At 50.5% G+C, this 14,943-nt stretch carries 12 protein-coding genes and 3 other annotated features; of the genes, 1 reads left to right on the top strand and 11 read right to left on the bottom strand.

The features are described 5' to 3' along the window. Nucleotides 1-122: 122 nt before the first annotated feature. The 11 genes from QZQ46_RS00645 to folP form a co-directional block, all read right to left on the bottom strand. A complete protein-coding gene (locus QZQ46_RS00645) occupies nucleotides 123-1,037 on the bottom strand; it encodes a bile acid:sodium symporter family protein (RefSeq protein ID WP_296826035.1) in 915 nt (304 codons plus the stop codon). A 170-nt stretch (nucleotides 1,038-1,207) separates the two neighbouring features. After that, nucleotides 1,208-1,458, bottom strand: a binding site (T-box leader). A gap of 615 nt (nucleotides 1,459-2,073) precedes the next feature. After that, the gene (locus QZQ46_RS00650) at nucleotides 2,074-2,982 is read right to left on the bottom strand and encodes a bile acid:sodium symporter family protein (RefSeq protein WP_296826036.1); all 909 of its coding nucleotides are present in this window, start codon (nucleotides 2,980-2,982) and stop codon (nucleotides 2,074-2,076) included. A 170-nt stretch (nucleotides 2,983-3,152) separates the two neighbouring features. Next, nucleotides 3,153-3,405, bottom strand: a binding site (T-box leader). 141 nt (nucleotides 3,406-3,546) lie between these two features. Continuing rightward, nucleotides 3,547-4,122, bottom strand: coding sequence for a uracil-DNA glycosylase family protein (locus QZQ46_RS00655; RefSeq protein ID WP_296826037.1), 576 nt, complete (start codon nucleotides 4,120-4,122; stop codon nucleotides 3,547-3,549). Nucleotides 4,123-4,185: 63 nt separating this feature from the next. Further along, the gene (locus QZQ46_RS00660) at nucleotides 4,186-4,863 is read right to left on the bottom strand and encodes a DUF554 domain-containing protein (RefSeq protein ID WP_296826038.1); all 678 of its coding nucleotides are present in this window, start codon (nucleotides 4,861-4,863) and stop codon (nucleotides 4,186-4,188) included. Nucleotides 4,864-4,965: 102 nt separating this feature from the next. Beyond that, nucleotides 4,966-5,982: a bile acid:sodium symporter family protein gene (locus QZQ46_RS00665; RefSeq protein WP_296826039.1), complete on the bottom strand. Its 1,017-nt coding sequence runs from the start codon at nucleotides 5,980-5,982 to the stop codon at nucleotides 4,966-4,968. A 109-nt stretch (nucleotides 5,983-6,091) separates the two neighbouring features. After that, the gene (ilvD, locus tag QZQ46_RS00670) at nucleotides 6,092-7,744 is read right to left on the bottom strand and encodes a dihydroxy-acid dehydratase (protein ID WP_296826040.1); all 1,653 of its coding nucleotides are present in this window, start codon (nucleotides 7,742-7,744) and stop codon (nucleotides 6,092-6,094) included. Nucleotides 7,745-7,765: 21 nt separating this feature from the next. Further along, the gene (ilvN, locus tag QZQ46_RS00675; protein ID WP_296826041.1) at nucleotides 7,766-8,269 is read right to left on the bottom strand and encodes an acetolactate synthase small subunit; all 504 of its coding nucleotides are present in this window, start codon (nucleotides 8,267-8,269) and stop codon (nucleotides 7,766-7,768) included. Next, on the bottom strand, nucleotides 8,266-9,963 hold the full coding sequence (gene ilvB, locus QZQ46_RS00680; protein WP_296826042.1) for a biosynthetic-type acetolactate synthase large subunit: 1,698 nt from the start codon (nucleotides 9,961-9,963) through the stop codon (nucleotides 8,266-8,268). Before ilvB ends, ilvN begins: the two co-directional genes overlap by 4 nt. Nucleotides 9,964-10,018: 55 nt before the next feature. Beyond that, nucleotides 10,019-11,029: a ketol-acid reductoisomerase gene (gene ilvC, locus QZQ46_RS00685; protein ID WP_296826043.1), complete on the bottom strand. Its 1,011-nt coding sequence runs from the start codon at nucleotides 11,027-11,029 to the stop codon at nucleotides 10,019-10,021. An 89-nt stretch (nucleotides 11,030-11,118) separates the two neighbouring features. Further along, nucleotides 11,119-11,358, bottom strand: a binding site (T-box leader). 141 nt (nucleotides 11,359-11,499) lie between these two features. Next, a complete protein-coding gene (locus QZQ46_RS00690; protein WP_296826044.1) occupies nucleotides 11,500-12,741 on the bottom strand; it encodes an ATP-binding protein in 1,242 nt (413 codons plus the stop codon). A 148-nt stretch (nucleotides 12,742-12,889) separates the two neighbouring features. Next, entirely contained in the window at nucleotides 12,890-13,729 is an 840-nt protein-coding gene (gene folP / locus QZQ46_RS00695) for a dihydropteroate synthase (protein WP_296826045.1), read from the bottom strand. Between the two features lie 279 nt (nucleotides 13,730-14,008). Between folP and ygiD the strand changes: the two genes are divergently transcribed. After that, nucleotides 14,009-14,782 carry a 4,5-DOPA dioxygenase extradiol gene (gene ygiD / locus QZQ46_RS00700; RefSeq protein ID WP_296826046.1) on the top strand — a complete coding sequence of 258 codons (774 nt, stop codon included), beginning with the start codon at nucleotides 14,009-14,011 and terminating at the stop codon, nucleotides 14,780-14,782. Nucleotides 14,783-14,943 lie beyond the last annotated feature (161 nt).

Genomic DNA, 14,943 nt, shown 5'->3' on the forward strand with positions numbered 1-14,943 from the left:
ACATCTCCTTTTCTAAAAATACATCTGACGGCTAAGCCTTGCCGACTAGTTGAAATAAGAAAACAGCAGATATTAACCATAAGTCCATTATATATGAACTAATGAGTAATTACGACAGACAACTAATGATTTCCCGGTACGGTATCCATAACCGCTTGAGCTTTGATGGCCGCACGTTGTTTCTGTTCCCGGACTTCCATATGACGGGCAAAGAGCCCTGCCAAAATGGATCCCGTTACCTGATGGATGGCAGCTCCGACAGCAGCCGGAATGGCGACGGCCGGTGCAAAGAATACCGATACCAACGAAATAGCCAGGGCATCGTTCTGCATCCCGACTTCAAGGGTAACCGAGTGCTGCTGCTTCTTCCCGAGACCCAATTTTCCGGTGACGAAATAGCCCAGAAGGAAGCCGCCGAGATTATGGAGGAGGACCATAAGGATGATGAAGATGCCCATATCCAAAATCTTAGCCCCGTTGATGGCGATAACGCCGCCGACGATGACCAAAACGCCAAAAGCCGAAACGAGGACCAATACCTTCGACAAAGAGGCGATATGCGTTTCTCCCATGAGTCGATGAGCAAAAAGCCCTAAGACAAGGGGAACCAAGATGACTTTCATGACCGTCATGGCCATGGCTGCAAAGGAGACTTCAACCCACTGACCGGCCAGGCCCCAGACGATAAAAGGCATCATAATGGGAGCCAAGAGTGTCGAGCAAGTCGTAATGGAAACGGACAGGGGAACGTCGGCTTTCGCCAAAAAGCCCATGACATTCGACGCCGTGCCGCTCGGGCAGGAACCGAGGAGAATCATGCCGACAGCAATTTCAGGCGGCATTTCAAAGGCCAGGACCAACCCGTAGGCCAAGAGGGGCATGATTGTATAATGAGCCGTACAGCCGATGAGTACTTCCTTCGGACGCTGGAGAATCAACTTGAAATCACTGGCATGGAGGGTCATACCCATACCAAACATGATGATTCCCAAGAGGAGGACCGTATGGGGCACAGCCCATAAAAAGGCACCGGGCATAAAGTATGCTCCCACAACAACCAAGAGAACGATATAAGTTAAATTCTTTCCCACAAAACCGCTTAATCTTCCGATGAAATTCATCATCATCATGCACATCCTTTCAGAAAATAAGTAATATACAAATACGCAAACGGTTTTGATGGAGCAAAAAAAGGCTTTGCCTCTAAAAAAGAGACAAAGCCTTCACTCTGCGGTACCACTCTTATTGTCATAACGACCACTTTTCCGGCATCTCCGGAGTTCCCCTTCCAATGCCTGGCCGGATAACGGTTGCCTGCCGGCTGCGTCTACTGGCAAATCTGCGTTCGGGCAGCAGCTCCTGGATGACTTCATGCCGGGATTTCATCCTGCCTCTCAGCCTGCAGCAGGTCTCTGTCATGAAATCCCAAACATTACTACTTCCATTCAACACTGTTCTGTATTTGTTGGTGATAATTATACATCCGTCTAATTTAATAGTCAATAGATTATTCATCTTTTTATCTAATTATTTTAAGTTACGTTTTCCTTATACATAAATCTTATATATTTCAGATGTAAAAATATTTTTATAATATTTACGCTTTGACGCCGTACCACTCGGACAAGGGCCGAGGAGAATCATACCGACGCCCTCGTCAGAGACACATAATCTATGCCAAAAGGCTCCTCTTAAGCCGCACCGATTTTATTCCGGTCTCAACGTTAAAGAGGAGCCTCTCAAGTTTAGATTCTATCAACCTTTATTCGATTACCGCTTTTTCACAACGGATATCACCGTAATTCCGTTTCCACTGCTGTGTGAGGCAATGACCTGATTACGTGCATCAGAGGCACTCGAAGCGTTTACCATCGTCGAGCTTACACTGCCTCGAGACGTTTTACTCGTCGTTTTATATCTAAATCTTACTTCATACCGACCACCCATAACGTAACATCTCCTTTTCAAAAACAGTCCGACAGCGAAGCCCTGCTGACTATTCGCTGTAAGAAACGAGCAGATATTCATTATGAGTCCATTATATACGGAATAAAGAACACTGACAATGGCAGCTTAATGATTGCCCGGTACGGCAACGGCCTTTGCTTGGAGGGCCGCATTATGTTTCTTTTCTCTGGCATCCATGTGACGAGCAAAGAGGCCTGCCAGAATGGATCCGGTTACCTGATGAACAAGGGCGCCGACGGCGGCCGGAATGGCGACGGCCGGTGCAAAGAATACCGATACTAAGGAAATGGCCAGGGCGTCATTCTGCATCCCGACTTCAAGGGTAACCGAGTGCTGCTGTTTTTTCCCGAATCCCAATTTTCCCGTGACGAAATACCCGAGAAGGAAACCGCCGAGATTGTGAAGGAGAACCATGACGATAACAAAGAGTCCCATTTCCAAGATCTTAGCACCATTGACAGCAATGACGCCGCCGAGGATAACCAAAACACCAAAAGCGGAAACAAGAACCAAGATTTTCGAAAGAGAAGCCACGTGTTTTTCCCCCATCATCCGATGAGCCAAAAGACCGAGGACTAAGGGAACCAAGATAACTTTCATGACCGTCATGGCCATGGCGGTAAAGGAGACTTCAACCCACTGACCAGCGAGACCCCAGACGATAAAGGGCATCATGAGCGGTGCCAAAAGGGTCGAGCAGGTCGTAATAGAAACGGAGAGAGGCACATCGGCCTTCGCTAAAAAGCCCATGACATTCGACGCCGTGCCGCTCGGGCAGGAACCGAGGAGAATCATGCCGACAGCAATTTCAGGCGGCATTTCAAAGGCCAGGACCAACCCGTAGGCCAAGAGGGGCATGATTGTATAATGAGCCGTACAGCCGATGAGTACTTCCTTCGGACGCTGGAGAATCAACTTGAAATCACTGGCATGGAGGGTCATACCCATACCAAACATGATGATTCCCAAGAGGAGGACCGTATGGGGCACAGCCCATAAAAAGGCACCGGGCATAAAGTATGCTCCCACAACAACCAAGAGAACGATATAAGTTAAATTCTTTCCCACAAAACCGCTTAATCTTCCGATGAAATTCATCATCATCATGCACATCCTTTCAGAAAATAAGTAATATACAAATACGCAAACGGTTTTGATGGAGCAAAAAAAGGCTTTGCCTCTAAAAAAGAGACAAAGCCTTCACTCTGCGGTACCACTCTTATTGTCATAACGACCACTTTTCCAGCATCTCCGGAGTTCCCCTTCCAATGCCTGGCTGGATAACGGTTGCCTGCCGGCTGCGTCTACTGGCATCTCTGCGTTCGGGCAGCAGCTCCTGGATGATTTTTCATGTCCGTATTCCATCCTGCCTCTCAGCTTTCAGCAGGTCTCTGTCATGGCGTTCCCGACATTACTTCTTCCATTCAACACTGTTCTGTATTTGTTGTTGTAATTATACAGCCATCGGCATCAGTCGTCAATAGATTGTTAAGTATATTTCCATGTTTTATCATTAAGTTAAGTTTTACAAAATGTAATCCCGTTTATTATAACGTTTAACTTGGGGTAAATAATTATTTATGCCAAAATATCCGCCACTTTTTGCTGTAAAACAGGCACGACGTCGGCCTTAAACCAGGGATTGGCCGCCTGCCAGCGGAAATTCAGCGGGCTGGGATGGACGATGGGGAAATAATCGGGCAAATAGGCTTCGAAGTTTCTTACCGTTTCGGTCAGATTGCGTCCCTTCCGGCCTTTTAAATAGTAATCCATGGCGTATTTCCCAATCAGTAAGGTCAGGGAAAGGTCGGGCATGAGGTTCAAAATCTCAGGGTGATATTCAGCGGCAATGAATTTGCGCGGCGGTTTATCACCTGTTTTCGCCTTGCCGGGGTAGTAGAAGTCCATGGGCATGATGGAAATGGCGGTTGAGTAGAAAACAGAAGCGTCGATCCCCATCCAGTCCATCAGGGTTTCACCGGACTTGTCATGAAAAGGAATGCCCGATTCTTCGACCTTACGCCCCGGAGCTTGGCCGATAATCAAAATCTTGGCTTCCTCGTGAATCTGAAAAATGGGGTCAATCCCCCGTTCTGTATAGTCTTTGTTTCGTTCGTCTTGACGAAGTTTTTCAATGATGTCCTGCAAATTCATAAAATATTCCCTCCATTCGATAAAAAGGCAGAAACCTGATTCCAGATCTCTGCCCACAAAGGATTATATCAAAAAGCTGTAGTATATGATGGGTATGAATAAGGCCGGCAAAAAATCGGCGACCTTAAATTTCGTCAGTTGAAGCATATTGAGGGCAATGGCCAAAATCATAAGGCAGCCGACGGCATTGAGTTCGCGGACGACATCCGGTGTCATCAAGGGCAGTAAGAAGGTCGCCAAGATGTAGAATACCGTTTCATAAACGAAGAGGACGATGCCCACAGGAACGACGCCAAGCCCGTATAAGGCGCCGAAAATAAAAGACGATACGGCATCAATGGCGCTTTTAAAATACAGTAAGTCGTTGCTCCCCAGGGCTGCCTGAATGGGTCCGATAATAGCCATGGCACCGATGGTCTCCATCATGGACAAGGTCACAAAACCTTTGACGAATTTAGAATCGTCGCCGCGGCTCAAATGCTTTTTAAGGAATTCTCCGAATTGATTCATCCGGTCTTCAATCCTGATGGCCGTCCCGAGGACCGTACCGATAATCATACTGGCTAAGACGAGGAGCATATTCTGACTTTGTACAGCCCCCTGAATCCCCATGGCAGCCAGTCCCAGGGCGATGACCCACAGAACGGGAGTCGTAAATCGCTCAGATATCCGATTTTTTAATCCGACCCCAATAACTGCCGCCAGGGATGAGGACACTGCGTTGACAATAACACCGATCATAAACTTGCCTCCTGACTTTTAGACTACGTTCATTATAGCAAAAAAAGGTGCTGCCGAACATCAAGCAACACCTTTTTTATAAAACAAAACACGTTTTCGCCATTACTTATGAGCGGCCGACAGAGAAGCGCCTGCTCTCGTATCGTCTTGCTCTGCTTCATACTCGCTGTCAAAGCGTTTATTCAGGTAGTTGACATAGAGGTAGGCAAGGCCGGCCCCGGAAATATTGTGCCAAGCGCTGAAAATCGCGCCGGGGACGCCGGCCATGGGAAGGGCGGCAAAATGGGTTTTGGCAAGCCCCGTGGCCAAGCCCGAATTCTGCATGCCGACTTCAATGGATACGGCAACCATCTTTTTCCAGCTCATGCCGCAGAGGTGACCGATAAAGAATCCCAAGGCATAGCCGAGGCAGTTATGCAAAATGACGACTAACAGGATAAGGCCTGAACTGTTAAGAATGGAATCACGGCTGGCACCGATGATGCCGGCGATGAGGAAGGAAATAGCCATGGCTGAAACAGCCGGCAGATAATCGAGGGCAGCGCCGGCAAGTTTCGGAAGAAAACGCTTGACCAAGAGGCCTAAGGCGATAGGAACGATGACGATCTGAACGATAGATAAGAACATACTGACAGGATTAAAGGAAATACGCTGACCGATGATCAGATACGTCAAGAGCGGCGTCAAGACCGGAGACAATAAGGTCGAAATACTGGTAATAGTGACTGACAAGGGAACGTCGCCCTTACTCATGAAGGTGATGACATTGGACGACGTACCGCCCGGGCAGGTCCCGACGAGGACGACGCCTGCCGTCAGAGCCGGATCAAGACGAAATACGGTTGCCAGGACGAAGGCCAGAAAAGGCATGACAAAATACTGGGCACAAACGCCGAAAAAGACGTCCTTAGGCTGCTTCAAAACGAGGACGAAATCGCTGGCGCTCATGGTCATGCCCATGCCAAACATGATAATGCCTAAGAGAACCGACAAAACGGAAATACCGCCGACATGGCCTAAAACCCAAGAAAAACTGGTCGGCATCGTAAGGCCGATGATGAGAAAGATGATGGCGATGACGCCAAAAAACTTACCGATGAGAGCACAAACCTGTTTCATAATAAGCCCCTTTTCATATCATTTTATATTCAGATAAAATAAATCTCCTGCTCCCCATTCCCTGCGCAGCATAGGCGAAGGGCACGGAAGCAGGAGACAGCATTCAGTCTTACTGCATAACGGCGCCGGTATTGGCCGACGTAACAAGCTTAGCATACCTTGACAAGTAGCCGGTCTTAACCTTCGGTTCCGGCTGCTTCCAAGCGGCCCGGCGTTTGGCCAATTCTTCATCGCTGACTTCCAATTCCAATTTACGATTGGGGATGTCGATCGAAATGGTATCGCCGTCGTGAACTAAGGCCAAGGGACCGCCCTCCATCGCTTCCGGTGAAATGTGGCCGATGCAGGCACCGCGGCTGGCACCGCTGAAACGACCGTCGGTCAAGAGGGCGACTTTCAGCCCCATGCCGGTAATAACGGCTGTCGGGTTGAGCATTTCGCGCATGCCGGGCCCGCCTTTCGGCCCTTCGTAGCGGATGACGACGACGTGCCCTTCCTTGATGTCGCCGCGGATAATGGCTTCGATGGCGTCTTCTTCAGCATCGTAGCATTTGGCCGTTCCCTTATAGACCAAGAGGTCTTCTTCAACGGCACTTTCTTTGATGACCGAGCCTAAGGGCGCCAAATTCCCCTTGAGGACGGCAATGCCCCCTTTATTCATGTACGCATTGTCGACGGAGTGGATGACGTCGCGGTTGAGGACTTCCGCATCTTTAATGCGGTCGCCGACGGTACCGGTAATGGTCTTGGCGTCGGTGTGGATCAGGCCCAACTTCGAGACTTCCTTCATGACGGCACAGATGCCGCCGGCTTCATCGAGGTCCTGCATGTGATAAGTCCCGCCGGGGCTCATCTTGCAGATATAGGCAGCCTTACGGCTGATGGTATCGAACTCATCGAGGGACAGCTGGACCCCGGCTTCATGGGCAATGGCCGGCAGATGCAGAGCCGTATTGGTAGAACCGCCGATAGCCATGTCGACGGCAATGGCATTTTCAAAGGCTTCGAGAGTCATGATGTCCCGAGGCTTCACATCGCGACGGACGAGGTCCAATACGACTTCGCCGGCTTTTTTCGCCAACATGCGGCGAAGGCCCGTATAGGCTGCGGGGATCGTGCCGTTGCCGGGAAGTCCCATGCCCAAGACTTCGGTCATGCAGTTCATGGTGTTGGCCGTAAATAAGCCGGAGCAGGAACCGCAGCCCGGGCAGGCGTGAAATTCCATTTCATGCATTTCTTCAGCCGTCATCTGACCCGATTCGACCTTGCCGGCAGCTTCAAACATCGTACTGACGCTGATATTGCGGCCTTTATGACGGCCGGCCAGCATGGGGCCGCCGCTGACGACGACGGTCGGGATATTCAGTCGTCCGGCTGCCATGAGCATAGCCGGCACGATTTTATCGCAGTTCGGAATGAGGACCAAGCCGTCGAAGGCATGGGCCGTAGCTACGGCTTCGATGGAATCGCAGATCAGTTCGCGGCTCGAAAGGGAGAAGCTCATGCCCCGATGCCCCATGGCGATGCCGTCGCAGACGCCGATAGAAGGAAATTCGATAGGCGTACCGCCGGCAGCTGCCACGCCGAGTTTGACGGCTTGGGCAATTTCGCCCAAGTGGACGTGACCCGGAATAATTTCATTAAAGGCATTACAGATGCCGATTAAAGGCTTCTGCAAATCTTCATCACTATAGCCCATGGCATGAAACAAACTCCGATGGGCCGTTCGGGTAACCCCTTTTTTTACAACATCACTGCGCATAATATCCATCCTCTCTCTTCCCTACATATCCTTCACAGCCTGTTCGCCGCGGGACAGGGAAACCTGCCCCGTCCGGGCAATTTCAAGCACTTCATAATCTTTCATCATATCGAGGAGAGCCTCGATACGGTCTTCCTTACCGGTAATTCGCATGGTAAGCGAATGCCGCTGGACGTCGACGATTTTCGCCTTGAGCAGTCCGGCAATATTGGTCAGGTCTTCCCGGGCCTGAGGCGTCGGGCTCTTGACCTTTATCATGGCCAGTTCATAGCTGATAAAGGGCGCATCGTCGAGATTGACGATCTTGATGACGTCGATGAGTTTCGCCAGCTGGTTGACCGCTTGGTCGAGATCCCGACGATTTTCGACGGACACGACGATATTGATGCGGCTCACATCGTCTTCTTCCGTATAGCCGGCGTTGATACATTCGATATTAATGGCTCTGCGGCTGATGAGTCCGCAGACGTGCGTCAGGACGCCGGGCTTATTGTCACAGAGCAGAGCCAGGTGCTGTTTTATCATTGCCCTTCACCTCCCAGTACCATCTGTTCCAGTCCTTTTCCGCCGGGAACCATGGGGTAGACATTTTCATCCGGCGGAATGGAAACGTCAAGCAAGGCCGGACCATCCGTCTCAAACAGCCGCGCCACGGCTTCATCCAGTTTGTCAGGCAGGCAGACATGCTCTCCCGGGACTCCCATAGAAGCTGCGACAGCCGTCAAATCGGGATTGTCGGCAATGATGGACTGAGAGCAGTGACCCTTATAAAACATACGCTGCCACTGATTGACCATGCCCAGCACCTTATTGTGAAGGACGACGACTTTGACATCGATACCGTATTTATGGAGGGTCGCAAATTCCTGACAGTTCATCATGATGCTGCCGTCTCCGGTAAAGAGGACGACCTTGGCCTTGGGACAGGCAATTTTAGCGCCCATGGCTGCCGGAAGGCCGTACCCCATCGTCCCCAGCCCGCCGGAGGTAACGAAGCGGCGCGGCTCGTTCAGATTGAAGAACTGTGCCGTCCACATCTGGTGCTGGCCGACGTCGGTAACGACGACGGTTTCGTCATCGGTCCAACGCTGAACGACTTCAAATAATCGCTGCGGCGAAATGGCATCGTCCAGATTACGGGTTCCAAAAGGATGGGACGCCTTCAGATTCAAAACATCCTTCAGCCACGATTCGTACTGCTTGGCCAGGGTATCCCCGTACGGTTTCAATCCGTCGCAAAGGAGCGGCAGCGACCACCGAAGGTCGGCGTGGACACTGATATCGGCGTGGACGATTTTATTGATCTCGACCTTGTCGATATCGAAGTGAACGACTTTCGCCAGCGGCGCAAACTGCGTGACGTCACCGGTAACGCGGTCGTCAAAGCGGACACCGACAGCCAGGAGCAGGTCACAGCGGGTAACGGCCAGATTGGCAGCATAAGAGCCGTGCATGCCGACCATCCCCAAGTGCCCTTCATAGTCATCGGGAACACTGCCCTTGCCCATCAGCGTCGTTACGACCGGAATCTGAAGCTGCCGGACGACGGCCCGCAAAGGTTCTGCCATGTCGGATAAGACGATGCCGCCGCCCGTAATGAGGACGGGACGCCTGGCTTCGACCAAGGCTTCGACGGCCTTATCGACGTCGGCTTTATGGCCGTCGGGACAGCTGCAGTAACCGCGAAGATGAACCTCTTCAGGATAAGAAAATTCAAAAGGCGTATCGAAAACATCTTTCGCAATATCGACCAGGACCGGCCCCGGCCGGCCTGTCGTCGCAATGTAGAACGCCTCTTTCAAGACCCGCGGCAGTTCGTGAACGTCTTTTACAAGATAGTTATGCTTTGTAATCGGCGTCGTAATTCCGGAAATATCCGCTTCTTGAAAGGAATCGCGGCCGATAAGAGGCGTCGCCACCTGGCCGCTGATGATAACCAGGGGAATGGAATCCATGTTGGCCGTCGCAATGCCTGTCACCATGTTGCAGACTCCCGGTCCGGAAGTTGCAAAGCAGACACCAGGGCGCCCCGTCACTCGGGCATAGCCGTCAGCTGCGTGAACAGCTCCCTGTTCGTGTCCCGTTAGGATATGAGGAAACTGAGATTTATACAATTCGTCATACAAAGTTAGGACAGCTCCTCCGGGATAGCCGAATACGACGTCTACACCTTCTCGCTTTAAGCATTCAAGGACAGCCTGTGCGCCGGTCATGTTCATATCATTCACCTCGTTATCATGTAATTAAGAGCATGGCCCATGAGCCATGGAGAAATTAGTCGTTCTGGTCGTTGCTGTGGAGCCAGGGCATCATAGCGCGGAGTTTTTCACCGACCTGTTCGAGGGGATGTTCCGCATGCTGACGACGCATAGCCAGGAAATGAGCACGGCCGCCGGCTTTATTTTCAAGGAGCCAATCTTTGGCAAAGGCACCGGACTGGATGTCATCGAGAACTTCTTTCATGGCCTTCTTCGAATCCTGCGTTACGACGCGGGGGCCGGCCGTATAATCACCGTATTCAGCCGTATCGCTGATGGATTTACGCATCTTGGCCATGCCGCCTTCATACATGAGGTCGACGATCAGCTTCATTTCATGGAAGGTTTCAAAGTAAGCGATTTCCGGCTGATACCCGGCTTCGCAAAGGGTTTCAAACCCGTTAGTGATAAGCTGGCAGATGCCGCCGCAGAGGACAGCCTGTTCACCGAAGAGGTCCGTTTCCGTTTCTTCCTGGAAGGTCGTCTGGATAACGCCGGCCCGAGTGCCGCCGATACCGCGGGCATAGGCCAAAGCGAGGTCGAAACAAGTTCCCGTTGCATCCTGTTCAACAGCGAATACGTCGGGAACGCCGCCGCCTTCGACAAAAGTACGGCGTACGAGATGGCCCGGACCCTTAGGAGCTACCATGAAGACATCGACGTCGGCCGGCGGGACGATTTGCTTGAAATGAACGTTAAAACCGTGAGCAAAAGCAAGGGCACTGCCGGATTTTAAATTCGGAGCGATTTCAGATTTATAGACGTCAGCCTGTTTTTCATCCGGAATGAGGACCATGGTAACGTCCGCTTCTTTAACGGCTTCAGCAACGGTCTTGACTTCAAGACCTGCCTTTTTGGCTTTTTCTACGGACTTACTGCCTTCATACAAACCGACGACGACGTCTACGCCGCTTTCTTTCAAATTCAAGGCATGGGCATGGCCCTGGCTGCCATAACCGACGACAGCTACCTTTTTACCTCTCATGACATCCCAATTTACATCTTGATCATAAAAAACCTTTGCCATAATAACATCGCTCCTTTGAGTATAAAATAATTTATTCTCGTTGGAATTTAGAGATGCGTCGAAAGAGGTAACAAAAAAACTCCGCCCATATGAGGGACGGAGTTTATTCCGCGATACCACCCTGATTCCCGGCTCATTACTGCGGCCGGGCTCTCTACAACGTACCAACATACGCGTTTCCTATAACGTGGAAAAGTCGTCAGTGCTTAGTTTACTTCAGCACTCCTCTTCAGGGATGATTTTCAATCGATCTTCACTATCGGCTCGCACCAGCCGCCGACTCTCTGGAAGTATCCGAAGGACCTACTCTTTCCCGTCATCAGATTTTACTCTATGCTTTTGCGAGCCTTTATCAGTTCGGCTCGTTTGAAAAGCTTGAACACATTCTACAAAACGACACGTCATTTGTCAATGATTTTTTCGGAATTAATTTTAAAATTTTCAGTTAAACGCTCTACTTATTAATATTATTAAGTAGATGATTTGCCGACATACCATTTCACAAATTGCCGGGCAATCCGCCCGTTGCGGCCGGAATGTTCCATTTCCCAGCGAAGCCCTTCGATACGCAGTTTTTCCGGGTCGAGATCGATGCCGGCTTTCTTCAATTCGTGGCTGATGATTTCCAAGTATTCATCCTGAGTCGGTGCCGCGTAGTGCAGGATGAGGCCAAAGCGGTCCGATAATGAAATCGACTCATTGGTGTTATCGTCACGGTAGACTTCATCCCATTCGTCATTCCGATCATGCCAGGTTTCCTTGAGCAGGTGACGGCGGTTCGATGTTGCATAAATAACCACATTTTCCGGCTGCGGCGTAACACCGCCATCCATGGCCGACTTCAAGTATTTATAAGAAGCTTCATTTTCGTCAAACGAGAGGTCGTCGAGAAATAAGATGAATCGTTTACTGCCGATGGCAGCCAACTTTTCCATAAGAGGCTGCAAATCGCACAGCTGATCGCGCTGAAGTTGAACCAGGCGCAGTCCCTGGCCATGATAGCGGCAGACAAGAGCCTTTACAGCCGTCGATTTTCCCGTGCCGCGTGCTCCCGTAAGAAGTACGTTGTTGGCCCCCTTGCCCGTTACAAAGGCTTCCGTATTGGCCAGCAGCTTTTCCTTCTGTACGGCATAACCGATCAAGTCGTCCCAATCAAAGTACGGGAAGTTTTCAATTCCGATGAGACGGCCGCCCTCACCCAGGCGAAAAGCCCTAAAATGAGCCAACTGTCCGCGGCCGAATACCGTATAATACCGGAGCAAAGCAGCGGCCGCTTCGTCTGCCGTCACCACACCTTTAAAGGCCTCTTCCAAGGCCTGCATATACCCGTAGTCTTTGGGCACGGCCGGTTCATAATCGTCTAAGAAGTCGACGTCAAAGAAATCCGAGGCCTTCCTCTGTAAATACGGAAACAGGAGCACCATATCGAAAGCAAAGGCCTTGGTCAACCCCACGCCAGCCCGGCCGGACCGCTCTACAACATCAGCTGCAACAGTACGTCCTTCGCCAAAGAGGTGTAAAAAATACTTCCGCAGCACATTTCCCTGAAGTCCCAGTCGTTCGGCCTGTTCCAACAGCGTCGCCGCACCGGCTCGCTGTAAAAACAAAGCCTCCCCCGGTTCCGCTTCTTGAACGGCCGACAAAGCTTTGATGACAGGATCATTCAAAAAGCCTCGGCAAACGACGAGGCTCTGTAAACTTTCACATTCCATAGAACCATCTCCCCCTTACAGGCCGGAACGATGACTGCACTCCCGTACAGTCTTAGCGTCCATGCCCGCAGTATTTGGACTATTATACCGCCGGAGTAGACGATGGTCAAGGTATCAAATTTATATTTATGCAAAACAGCATTTTATTTTACTGAATATTATCGACCAAAGCATCGGCCATGCGGCACATGCGGGCAATAGGCTTCACGTCATGAACGCGAACGATAGTGCATCCTGAAAGGACTCCCGCCACACAAGTCGCCCCGGTCCCTTCCATCCGTTCCGTTACGGGCAGGTCGAGGATTTTTCCGATAAAGCCCTTGCGGCTCGTCCCCAGCAGCATGGGATACGGCAGGACCGTCAATTCGCGCAGATGCTTCATGACATAGACGTTCTGTTCAAAAGTCTTGCCAAAACCGATCCCCGGATCGGTAATAATTTGTTCCTGCTTCATCCCGGCCTTATCGGCAATGATAGCCGAGCGAACGAAAAACTCCTTCATATCACCGATAAGGTCACCGTATTCCGTGCCGTCCTGGTTGTGCATGACCACGACGGGGACACCGTATTTCGCGGCAACGGCTGCCATTTTCCCGGGCTCCGGAGCATACTGCAGCCCCCAAATATCATTCATGATGTGAGCCCCCGTGCTCATGGCATATTCTGCCGTTTCGGCCTTATACGTATCGACGGAAATAGGAACCGGGCAATAGGCGACGAGGCGGGGCAGAATCCGTTCCAATCGTTCAATTTCTTCAGCCGCCGAAATGGGCGTAAAGCCCGGGCGGGACGATTCGGCTCCGATATCGATGATATCCGCGCCATCGGAAACCATATCTTCCATATGGCGTAAGGCCGTGTCGATATCATTCCACTTACCTCCATCAGAAAAAGAATCGGGCGTATAATTCAAAACTCCCATGACCAGCGTTTTTTCCCCGACCGTCAGTTTTTTTCCATCATTCCAGCGATAATGACGAATTTCCATATCCATTCCTCCTATAAAAAAAAGAGATAACCCGGGCGCCCAAAAGGACGCACAGTCGTTATCCCTAAAAAAAGTCCGTAACCTGTACGTTACTATGTAGTATACCAAAATAAGGGCTGCCGGGCAATAAGGCCATTGTCAAAAGGCACTTGTTTTTCAGTAAAACACTCTTCTCAATTGAATATATGAAACAAGGCCTTTTGTTGACGTAAAGTATGTATATGATATACTAAAAGGGGTTTATATTTACGAATTACAAGACAAAGGGGGATTTGTTATATGAAAAAGACGCCTGTTATCTTCATCGGACACGGAAGCCCTATGCTGGCCATCGATGAAAATGATCTTACGCGCGAAATGCAGCGCATCGGCGCCGACATTCAAAACAGCCCGGAAAAGCCAAAAGCCATACTAGCCATATCGGCGCATTGGTATGTGCCGGGAACGTATATTCAAAGTGCTGAAAAACCACGGCAAGTATACGACATGTACGGCTTCCCTGAAGAACTCTACCAACTTCAGTACCCTGTCAAAGGCTGTCAGGAGCTGACAAAAGAAGTATGTGACCTCCTGGGCAGCGACGTTTCCATCAACGACAGCTGGGGTATCGATCACGGAACCTGGAGCGTAATGGTTCATATGTTTCCCGATGCTTCTATCCCCGTCGTACAGCTCTCGGTAAACAGCCATCTGAGAACGGAACAATGTGTCGAAATCGGGAGAAAATTAGCCCCTTTGCGCGAGCAGGGATACCTGATCTGGGGCAGCGGCAACATCGTCCACAACCTGCGGCGAATCGAATGGAACAACCGCGGCGGTTCCGACCAGGCTGACCACTTCAGCAAATACATCGTAGACAACGTACTCAGCGGCAATATCGATGCCGTCATCAACTACCAAGAACACGAAAACGCATCCTACTCCGTTCCTACACCGGACCACTATATGCCGCTGCTTTACTGTCTCGGCGCCGCCGGTGAAGATTCGGCAACGGTCTTCAACAACACCTGTACCATGGGCTCCCTGTCTATGGCCAGCTTCGTGTGGGCTTAATCAATAACTTGATCGATAAGAAAAAGGCTTTCCATGATATTGAACTGCTACCCGTCAAGTAGACACTCGAAAAAACATAAATAGGTTTTGTTTCTGCCACCGGTTTTGATGTGACCCCAAAAAGTTAGACCTGCCACCGTAACATTTCTGTTGCGGTGGTT

This window comes from uncultured Megasphaera sp. (assembly GCF_900539295.1).
In the GTDB taxonomy this organism is placed as follows: Bacteria; Bacillota; Negativicutes; order Veillonellales; family Megasphaeraceae; genus Megasphaera.

Coding starts and splice junctions, on each gene's coding strand:
- QZQ46_RS00690 (WP_296826044.1), bottom strand. CDS start 12,741: ATGGAATGTGAAAGTTTACAGAGCCTCGTCGTTTGCCGAGGCTTTTTG.
- folP (WP_296826045.1), bottom strand. CDS start 13,729: ATGGAAATTCGTCATTATCGCTGGAATGATGGAAAAAAACTGACGGTC.
- ilvC (WP_296826043.1), bottom strand. CDS start 11,029: ATGGCAAAGGTTTTTTATGATCAAGATGTAAATTGGGATGTCATGAGA.
- ilvD (WP_296826040.1), bottom strand. CDS start 7,744: ATGCGCAGTGATGTTGTAAAAAAAGGGGTTACCCGAACGGCCCATCGG.
- ilvN (WP_296826041.1), bottom strand. CDS start 8,269: ATGATAAAACAGCACCTGGCTCTGCTCTGTGACAATAAGCCCGGCGTC.
- QZQ46_RS00655 (WP_296826037.1), bottom strand. CDS start 4,122: ATGAATTTGCAGGACATCATTGAAAAACTTCGTCAAGACGAACGAAAC.
- QZQ46_RS00645 (WP_296826035.1), bottom strand. CDS start 1,037: ATGCCCGGTGCCTTTTTATGGGCTGTGCCCCATACGGTCCTCCTCTTG.
- QZQ46_RS00650 (WP_296826036.1), bottom strand. CDS start 2,982: ATGCCCGGTGCCTTTTTATGGGCTGTGCCCCATACGGTCCTCCTCTTG.
- ilvB (WP_296826042.1), bottom strand. CDS start 9,963: ATGAACATGACCGGCGCACAGGCTGTCCTTGAATGCTTAAAGCGAGAA.
- QZQ46_RS00665 (WP_296826039.1), bottom strand. CDS start 5,982: ATGAAACAGGTTTGTGCTCTCATCGGTAAGTTTTTTGGCGTCATCGCC.
- QZQ46_RS00660 (WP_296826038.1), bottom strand. CDS start 4,863: ATGATCGGTGTTATTGTCAACGCAGTGTCCTCATCCCTGGCGGCAGTT.
- ygiD (WP_296826046.1), top strand. CDS start 14,009: ATGAAAAAGACGCCTGTTATCTTCATCGGACACGGAAGCCCTATGCTG.